This window comes from Kitasatospora nipponensis (assembly GCF_039528135.1).
Lineage (GTDB): Bacteria > Actinomycetota > Actinomycetes > Streptomycetales > Streptomycetaceae > Kitasatospora > Kitasatospora nipponensis.
The window spans coordinates 1-8568 of sequence record NZ_BAAALF010000245.1; the positions used below are offsets into that span (position 1 = coordinate 1).

Consider the following 8568-nt stretch of genomic DNA (forward strand, 5'->3'; position numbering starts at 1 on the left):
CGGCCGCCCGCCACCCGCACCCGGTCGAGGGGGCGGGCGGCGAGCCGCTGGCGGTCTGAACTCCCGCCCGCCTCCTCGACCGAGCGGCGGGAAGCGGGTGACAGGTGGCGGGCGCCGGGCGCCGGGGTGCAGCTCTCAGCAGGCGCCCGAGCGGCCGCGCCACCCGGTCACCGGCAGCGCGAACTTGGCCACCAGCCGGTCGGTGAACGGAGCCCGGTGCAGCCGCGCCAGGCGCACCGGGACCTGCCCGCGGCGCACCTCGACCCGGGCCCCGGCCGGCAGCTCGAACGAGCGCCGCCCGTCGCACCAGAGCACCCCGTGCGGCGTCTTCGGCTGCACCTCCACGGCGAGCACCGAGTGCGGCGAGGTCACCAGCGGACGGGCGAAGAGCGCGTGCGCGCTGATCGGCACCATCAGCAGCGCCTCCACCTCCGGCCAGACCACCGGGCCACCGCCGGAGAACGCGTACGCCGTCGACCCGGTGGGGGTGGAGAGCACCACGCCGTCGCAGCCGAAGTTGGAGACCGGACGGCCGTCCACCTCGGTGACCACCTCCAGCATCCGCTCCCGCGACGCCTTCTCCACCGAGGCCTCGTTGAGCGCCCAGTCCTCGTGCACCACATCGCCGTTGGTGCGCACCACCACGTCGAGGGTCATCCGCTCCTCGACCTCGTACGCGCCGTCCACCACCCGCTCCACGACCACGGCCAGGTCGTCGCGTTCCGCCTCGGCCAGGAAGCCGACCCGGCCCAGGTTGATGCCCAGCATCGGCAGCCCGGTGTCCCGGGACAGCTCGGCGCCGCGCAACAGCGTGCCGTCACCGCCCGCCACCAGGATCAGCTCGCAACCGTCGGCCGCACCGTGCCCGGCCTGCACGGTCTCCACCCCCTCGGGCAGGTCGAGGTCGACCGCCTCGGCCGCCAGCAGTCTGATCCTGATCCCCGCCTTGAGCAGGCCCTCGACCAGCTGCTCGACGCTGCGCAGCGCGGCCTCCCGCCCGGTGTGCGCGATCAGAAAGACCGTACGTGCCTCACTCAAAGCCCTCTCCCTACGTCTGCCGGGTCGTCCTTGACCTCTGGGCCTGGGCCCGGGACCGCAGTGCGGCCGGCCCGACGCACCTGGCAGGCAGCCTAGCTGGGCCCCTGCGCCACGGCCCGGTCCGCCTCAGCCGGATCGAGCTGTGCGGCGTCACGGCGAAGCCACAGGAAGTACTCGACATTACCCGACGGCCCCGGCAGCGGACTGGCCGTCACCGCCCGCACCCCCAGACCCAACTCCCAGGCCTGCCCGGCCACCTGACGAACCATCTCGGCGCGCAGCTGCGGGCTGCGGACCACCCCGCCGCTGCCGAGCCGCTCCTTGCCGATCTCGAACTGCGGCTTCACCATCAGCACCAGGTCGGCGTCCGGCGCCGCGCAGCCCGCCAGCGCGGGCAGCACCAGGCCCAGCGAGATGAAGGACAGGTCGCCGACCACCAGGTCGACCGGCTCGCCGCCGATCCGCTCCAGGGTCAGCTCGCGCACGTTGGTGCGGTCCATCACGGTGACCCGCTCGTCGCTCTGCAACGACCAGGCGAGCTGGCCGTAGCCGACGTCCACCGCCAGCACGCGGGCGACGCCGGCCCGCAGCAGCACGTCGGTGAAGCCGCCGGTGGAGGCCCCCGCGTCCAGCGCCCGGCGCCCCTCCAGCAGCAGGCCCTGCGGGACGAACGCGGCGAACGCGCCGGCCAGCTTGTGCCCGCCGCGCGAGACGTAGTCCGGGTCGTTCTCGTCCTTGGCGACGACCACCGCGGCGGAGGTCTCCACCTGGGTGGCCGGCTTGCTCGCGGTGGCGCCGCCCACGCTCACCCGGCCCGCCGCGATCAACTCGCTGGCGTGCTCGCGGGAGCGGGCCAGATTGCGGCGGACCAGCTCTGCGTCGAGTCGGCGTCGTGCCACTGCCACGGGGGGTTCAGCTCCTAGCGGGTGTTACTCGTCGAGCGAGGTGAGGATCGTGGTCAAGCTCCGATGGACATCTTCGTACACGGCGGCGTGGCCCGTGGTCGGCACCCCGTCCAGGGCCGCCAGCCGGGCCACCGTGGCGTCGACGTCGGCATGGCCGGTGGGCCGGTGCGGCACGCCCAGGGGTTCGGGCTCGGCCTCCCAGAGCACCGCGGAGGAGGCGGCACAAGGCTCGGCCTCGGGGACCGGTGGCGCCTGCTCGACGGACGGCTCAGACATCGCTCGCCCCGGGAGCGGACTCGGGGGCCGGCGCCTTCGCGGCGCTCCTGCGCGGCGCGGCCTTCTTCGCCGTCGCCGCGGGGCTCTTCTTCGCCGTCGCCTTCTTGGCGGCCGCCTTCGTCGCCGTGCCCTGCCCGGGGTCGGCCTGCTTCGCGGGCGCCTTCTTCGCGGGCGCCGTCTTGGCCGGTGCCTTCTTGGCCGGTGCCTTCTTGGCCGGCGTCTTCGGCTCGGACGCCGTCTTCGCAGCCACCTTCTTGGTGGCCGTCTTCCTCGCAGCCGCCTTCTTCGTCGGCGCCCCGGCGGCCGGGCTCTCGCCCGCCCCGGCCTTCCCCGCCGTGCTCTTGCGCGGGGCGGCCTTGCGCGGCGCCGCCGGCGCCTTCCGGGCCGGCCGCGGCGTGGACGCCACCCGCGGCTCGGGTACCAGCGGCGCCTGCGACCCGGCGGTGCGGTCGAGGTCGAACCCGGCGTCAGGCCCGGCATCGAACCCGGCATCGAACCCGGTGTCGAAGCCCGCGTCGGGCTCGGCGTCGAAACCACCGGCGAAGCCCGTGACCGGCTCCTGCTCCGGCTGCCAGTCCTCGCCGAACAGCGCGTCGGCCCGCGGCTGCGGCGGCCCCGGCCGCGCCGCCGCACCGGAGTCCTCGGCGGCGGATCCGTCGTCCTCCAGGTCCCGCAGCTTGCCCTCCAGGTAGGAGAGCACCACGCCGACCTTCACCACCTGGTCACCGAGGCGGCCGAACCGCTCGAAGGTCTTCTCCGCCTCCGCCCGCGCCAGTCCCACCGCCAGGTCCAGCCCGCCGAGGCCGACCGTCACCAGCTCCCGGGCCGTCGTGGGGAGCGACTGCACCGACGACGGGAGCTGGGCGGTCACCGTCCGCTCGACCGCCGCCAGGTCCACCCCGGAGCGCTCCAGCAGCTCCGCGGCCGTCCCGAGCGCACGCTTGCCGGCCTCCTGCGCGAGACCGGCGGCCAACTCCATGTACTCCCGAAGCGTCTGCGCCATGTTCTCGGTGCCTCCTCCGCGCCGCCCTGGCCCACCGGCCGCGCCGGGCGAACCCCGCGACGGCCCGGACACACCGGGTGCCCGGTCACGACGCTACCCCCTCCACCCGCCGCGGCGCGGTACCGGGCGGCGTCCGGAGCAGCACCACCCCACGGGCCGCCGACCGGACGGCCCACACCACCCTGGCGGTACCGTGGCCCGAGTACCCGCCCCACCGGAACCCGAGGAAGCAGCCCATGGCCGACATCGAGGAGTGCCGCGCGGCGCTGGAGCAGCTCAGCCAGAACCTGGCCCGGGCCGGCGGCAACGTCCAGCAGGCCGCCACCGTCGACCGCTCCCTCAGCTGCTGGCTCACCGACCTCGACCTGACCTTCACCGGCACCCTGCGCGGCGGCCGGATCCAGGACGTCGCGCAGGCCCCGGGCGCACCGGTCGGGCGCGCCGACATCCGACTGGTGATGGTCAGCGACGACCTGGTGGCACTGGTCGGCGGCCGGCTCAACTTCGCCTCCGCCTGGGCCACCGGCCGGGTCCGCCTGGAGGCCGGCATCCGCGACCTGCTCCGCCTGCGCACCCTGCTCTGACGGCCAGGGCGCCTCCGGCCCCGGCCGCCGCTCGCCCCGGGCGTCAGAATCCCAGCTCGGCCAGCGCCTTGCGCCCGTCCGCCGGCTCTCCGCCGCGGTCGGCGGCCGCCCAGGCCGCCGCGCACAGCGCCCGCAGGCCGTCGTAGCGGTCGCCCTCCCCGCCCAGCCGCAGCTCGCCGTCGACCACCCGGGCCTGCCGCCCGCGGCAGGCGAAGCCGCCGTCCGCCAGCGCCTCGACCGCCGGGTGCGGCTCCAGCAGCCCGCGCAGGTCGGCGGCCAGGTAGGTCGGGCGGTGCTGGACGGGAGCGGCCAGCACCTGGGCCGGCGTCCCGACCCCGGTGAAGACCAACAGGCTGTCCACGCCGCCGTTGTAGGCGCCCTCGATGTCGGTGTCCAGCCGGTCGCCGACCACCAGCGGACGCTTCGCACCGGTCCGCAGCACCGTCTCGCGGTGCATCGGCGGCAGCGGCTTGCCCGCGACCTCGGGCTCGGCCCCGGTCGCCGCCCGCACCGCCGCCACCAGGGTGCCGTTGCCCGGGGCGACGCCGCGCGCGGTCGGAATCGACATGTCGGTGTTGGAGGCCACCCAGGGCAGCCCACCGGCCACCGCGTACGAGGCCTCCGCGAGCCGCTCCCAGCCCACCGAGGGGTCGAAGCCCTGCACCACGGCCACCGGCCCGTCCTTCAACGACTCGACGGCCACCAGCCCCCGTTCGGCCAGCGCCTCGACCAGCCCGGCACCCCCGATGACCAGCACCTTCGAGCCCTTGGGGACCTTCTCGGCGACCAGCCGCGCAGCCGCCTGCGCCGAGTTGATCACGTCACCGGGCTCGGCCGGCACGCCCAGCTCGGTCAGGTGCTCGGCCACCACCCGCGGCGGGCGGGAGGCGTTGTTGGTGACGTACGCCAGGCGCATGCCGCGGGCCCGGGCGATGTCCAGCGACTCCACGGCGTGCTCGATCGCGGCCGGGCCGGCGTAGACCACCCCGTCCAGATCGAGCAGCGCGGTGTCGTACGCCGCCACCAGCGGGCGGTCGCTGTGGCCCGGGACCTGGGTGTCCGTCATGCCTGATCGTCCTCGTCACTCTCGTCGTTCGACTGTCGCGTCGCCTGGTCGGTGGCGCGCGTCGGCTGCTCGGTCGTGCTGTCCGCGGGACCGCCGGCCGCACCGCCCGACTGCGGTGGCACGTAGCCGGGCGCACCGGGCAGCAGCGGTCCGTACGCTCCGGCGCGGGCCGCCAGGGTGGCCCGGGTCTGCCGCAGGGCCGCCCGGTAGTGCTCGGCCTGCGGCCGCATCGCCACCGCCAGCGCCAGGTGCTCGGCCGAGGTCTCGAAGTCGCCCAGCCTGGCCGCCGCGATCCCCCAGCCGAACTGAGCGTAGTCGTCGGACGGGTCGGCCAGTGCCACCAGCCGGAAGTTCTCCATCGCCGCCGCGTACGACCCCGCGTCGTACTGCGCCCTGGCCAGCGACTCCCGGATGCTCTTCGAGTCCGGCTCGGCCGCCGCGGCCCGCGCCAGCAACTGCTCGGCGGCGGCCGGGTGACCCTCGGCCAGCAGCCGCTCACCGCGCCGGAACCACGCGTAGACGTCTCCCTGCGGCTCCCCACCACCGCCCCCGGCCGTCGACCGGTCCCCCGCGCCACCGGCCGCCGGCCCCTGCCCCGCTCCCTGCCCACTGCTCATCTCCGGCCTCGCTCTCGCTCGCCCCGCACCGCGCCCGCGCGGCCCGTCGGCCGCACGCCGGTGCCCCAGTTCGGTCTCAAGATCTCGGAACAACGGCATTCCCGATTACCATGCCCAGAATGAGTGCACCCAGTGCAGGAAACGGAGCGTTGGCTTCGCCTGGCGGCCCCGGCGATCCCGGGCACGTCGCCACCGCAGGGCTCTCCCTGTCGCCCTTCCGCGGGCTTCGGTACGTCCCCGAACGGGTCGGTACCCTCGCTGCGGTCACCTCCCCGCCGTATGACGTGGTGGACCCGCAGGGCCGGCTCGGACTGGAGACCGCCGACCCGCACAACGTGGTCCGGCTGATCCTGCCCCGCCCCGAGCCGGAGGACAACGGGGAGCGGCCCGACCGCGACACCCGCTACCGGCACGCCGCCCGGCTGCTGAAGAGCTGGCTCAACGAGGGCGTGCTCGCGCCCGACCCGCAGCCGGCCCTGTACGTCTACGAGCAGCGCACGCCCGACGACGGCCCCGGCGGCGAGCTGCTGCAGCGCGGACTGATCGGCGCCCTGGCCGTCAGCGGCCGCGAGGGCGGCGTGGTGCTGCCGCACGAGGACGTGATGCCCCGGCCGGTCGCCGACCGGGTCGGACTGATGCGCACCACCCGCGCCAACCTGGAACCGCTGCTGCTCACCTACCGCGGCAAGGGCGGCGCGTCCGCGGTCATCGAGCGGACCGTCGACCACGAGCCGCTGCTCACCACCACCACCTCCGACGGCACCCGCCACCGGCTCTGGGCGGTCACCGACCCGGGCGAGCTGGCCGAGGTCTCCCGCGACCTGGCCACCTGCCGGGCCCTGATCGCCGACGGGCACCACCGCTGGGAGATGTACCTGCGGCTGCAGCGCGAGCACCGCCACCTGTCCTTCAGCCCGTGGGACCGCGGCATGGTGCTGCTGGTGGACACCGCCCGCTACCCGCTGCGGGTCCGCGCGATCCACCGGGTGCTCTACCGGCTCCCGCTGGAGCGCGCGCTGGCCGCGCTGGGCGAGTCGCCCGAGGACGGCTGGCGGGTCCGCCGGATCGAAGGACCGCTGGACGGCGCCCTCGACGCCCTGGCCACCGCCAAGCAGGACGGCGGCAACGCCTTCGTGCTCACCGCCGGCGACTCGGTCTACCACCTGCTCACCGGTCCCGAGGAAGCCCTGCTGGACGCCACCGTGCCCAAGGACAAGCCGGCCGAGTGGCGCCGGCTCGACGCCACCGTGCTGCACGCCACGCTGCTGGAGCACACCTGGCGGATCCCGGACGGCCCCGACGACATCGGCTACCTGCACGCGGCCGCGGCCGCCGAGCACGAGGCCGCCCGCAGCGGCGGGACGGCCGTGCTGCTGCACCCGGTCGACGAGGGCGTGGTGCGCCGGCTGGCCGAGCAGGGGGTCACCATGCCCCGCAAGTCGACCTCCTTCGGGCCCAAGCCGGCCACCGGACTGGTCCTGCGAAGTCTCGAACTGGGCTGAGGCAGAACGGGCCGAGGCCCCGCCCATCGGGCGGGGCCTCGGCCCGTTCTGCAGGTGCCGGGGTCAGCGGCGGTCGTTGTCCTGGCGGCGCGCCTCGCGCAGCGCGTCGTCGACCTCGCCGTCCTCGGCCTCGTCGATCTCGAGGTCGTCCTCGTCGTAGTACTCCTCGACGTCCTCGTCGTCCTCGAAGACCGGCGCGCCACGGCGGGGCTCCTCGCGGGGCGCCTCGTCGCGCTCGTCCCGCTCGTCGCGCGCGTCACGGCGGTCGAGGTCGTCCTCGTCCTCGTCGCCGTACGGGCCGTCGACGTCATCGCGGTCGCCGCGGTCGCGGTCGTCCTCGTCCTCGTCGAGCAGCGCGTCGTCGTCCTCGTCCCGCACGTCGACGCGGTCGAGACCCTCCTCGTCCTCCTCGACGTCCAGCTCCGGGTCGAGGGCGTCCACGAACTCCAGGCCGTCGATCTCCGCGAGGCGCTCACCGGCGTTGGTGGTGCCCTCCGGGTCGGCCTCGGCGGCCTTCGCGAACCAGTCGCGGGCCTCGTCGGCACGGTCGGCGGCGATCAGCGCGTCGGCGTACGCGTAGCGCAGGCGCGCGGTCCACGGCTGGACCGCGTGCGAGGCCAGCTCGGGGCTCTGCAGCGTGACCACGGCGGCGTCGAACTGCCCCATGTCGGCCCGCGCACCGGCGGCGACCAGGCGCATCTCGACCTGACCCGCCTTGTCCAGCTGCTTGACCTCCGGCTCGCCGGCCATCGCCAGCGCCCGCTCCGGACGGCCCAGGCCGCGCTCGCAGTCGGCCATCACCGGCCACAGGTCCGCGCGACCGGTCATCCGACGGGCGGCGCGGAACTCGGTCAGCGCCTCCGAGTAGCGCTGCGTCATGTACGACGCGAAGCCGGCCGCCTCGCGGACCGAAGGCACGCGGGAGGCGAGGCGGAGCGCCACGCGGGAGTACTTGTAGGCGTCCTCCGGCTCGGTGTCGAGCAGGCGGGCGACCATGACGAGATTGCGGGCCACGTCCTCGGCCAGCGTCTTCGGCAGGCTCATGAGCTCCTGGCGCACGTCCGAGTCGATCTCCGCACCCGTGACGTCCTCGGGGATCGGCAGCCGGTGGACGGGCTCGATGTTGCCCCGGCGGTCGTCGTAGCCACCACCGTCGCGCTCATCCCGCCGGCCCTCGTAACGGCCACGGCTCTCGAACGAGCGCCCACCACGGTCACCGGACGGACGGTCGCCGCCACGGTATCCACCGCGGTCACCCGAGGGACGGTCCCCACCACGGAAACCGCCACGGTCACCCGAGGGACGGTCGCCGCCACGGTATCCACCGCGGTCACCGGACGGACGGTCGCCGCCACGGAAACCGCCACGGTCACCCGAGGGACGGTCGTCACGACGGAAGCCGCCACGGTCGCCGGACGGACGGTCATCGCGACGGAAGCCGCCACGGTCGCCGGACGGACGGTCGTCACGAGTGAAACCGCCCGAGGGACGGTCGTCACGACGGAACCCACCACGGTCGCCCGAGGGACGGTCATCGCGGTTGAAACCGCCCGAAGGACGGTCGCCGCCACGGAAAC

Annotated in this window: 9 protein-coding genes and 1 pseudogene; 3 read left to right on the forward strand and 7 right to left on the reverse strand. The window is 75.0% G+C overall.

Annotated features, from left to right (window positions below; genetic code table 11):
• Positions 1–135: 135 nt before the first annotated feature.
• From ABD323_RS36765 to ABD323_RS36780, 4 genes are all read right to left on the reverse strand, one after another.
• Positions 136–1038, reverse strand: coding sequence for an NAD kinase (locus ABD323_RS36765; protein ID WP_344446440.1), 903 nt, complete (start codon positions 1036–1038; stop codon positions 136–138).
• A gap of 92 nt (positions 1039–1130) precedes the next feature.
• Positions 1131–1937, reverse strand: coding sequence for a TlyA family RNA methyltransferase (locus ABD323_RS36770; protein WP_344446449.1), 807 nt, complete (start codon positions 1935–1937; stop codon positions 1131–1133).
• 30 nt (positions 1938–1967) lie between these two features.
• On the reverse strand, positions 1968–2219 hold the full coding sequence (locus tag ABD323_RS36775) for a hypothetical protein (RefSeq protein WP_344446441.1): 252 nt from the start codon (positions 2217–2219) through the stop codon (positions 1968–1970).
• Positions 2212–3222, reverse strand: coding sequence for a hypothetical protein (locus tag ABD323_RS36780; protein WP_344446442.1), 1011 nt, complete (start codon positions 3220–3222; stop codon positions 2212–2214). The genes ABD323_RS36775 and ABD323_RS36780 overlap by 8 nt, the downstream gene beginning before the upstream one ends.
• Positions 3223–3458: 236 nt before the next feature.
• Here ABD323_RS36780 and ABD323_RS36785 point away from each other — a divergent pair, with 236 nt between their 5' ends.
• A complete protein-coding gene (locus tag ABD323_RS36785) occupies positions 3459–3806 on the forward strand; it encodes a sterol-binding protein (protein ID WP_344446443.1) in 348 nt (115 codons plus the stop codon).
• A 43-nt stretch (positions 3807–3849) separates the two neighbouring features.
• Here ABD323_RS36785 and ABD323_RS36790 read toward each other — a convergent pair whose 3' ends face one another.
• Together ABD323_RS36790 and ABD323_RS36795 are read right to left on the reverse strand one after the other, a co-directional pair.
• Positions 3850–4872, reverse strand: coding sequence for an HAD-IIA family hydrolase (locus ABD323_RS36790; protein ID WP_344446444.1), 1023 nt, complete (start codon positions 4870–4872; stop codon positions 3850–3852).
• On the reverse strand, positions 4869–5489 hold the full coding sequence (locus ABD323_RS36795) for a tetratricopeptide repeat protein (protein WP_344446445.1): 621 nt from the start codon (positions 5487–5489) through the stop codon (positions 4869–4871). The genes ABD323_RS36790 and ABD323_RS36795 overlap by 4 nt, the downstream gene beginning before the upstream one ends.
• Before the next feature lie 119 nt (positions 5490–5608).
• Between ABD323_RS36795 and ABD323_RS36800 the strand changes: the two genes are divergently transcribed.
• The gene (locus ABD323_RS36800; RefSeq protein WP_344446446.1) at positions 5609–6991 is read left to right on the forward strand and encodes a DUF1015 family protein; all 1383 of its coding nucleotides are present in this window, start codon (positions 5609–5611) and stop codon (positions 6989–6991) included.
• Positions 6992–7054: 63 nt separating this feature from the next.
• On the opposite strand, the gene ABD323_RS36805 is transcribed toward ABD323_RS36800, so the two are convergent.
• A complete protein-coding gene (locus tag ABD323_RS36805; RefSeq protein WP_344446447.1) occupies positions 7055–8035 on the reverse strand; it encodes a hypothetical protein in 981 nt (326 codons plus the stop codon).
• A 63-nt stretch (positions 8036–8098) separates the two neighbouring features.
• Between ABD323_RS36805 and ABD323_RS36810 the strand changes: the two are divergent.
• Positions 8099–8568: pseudogene (locus ABD323_RS36810) on the forward strand (hypothetical protein); the annotation flags it as partial.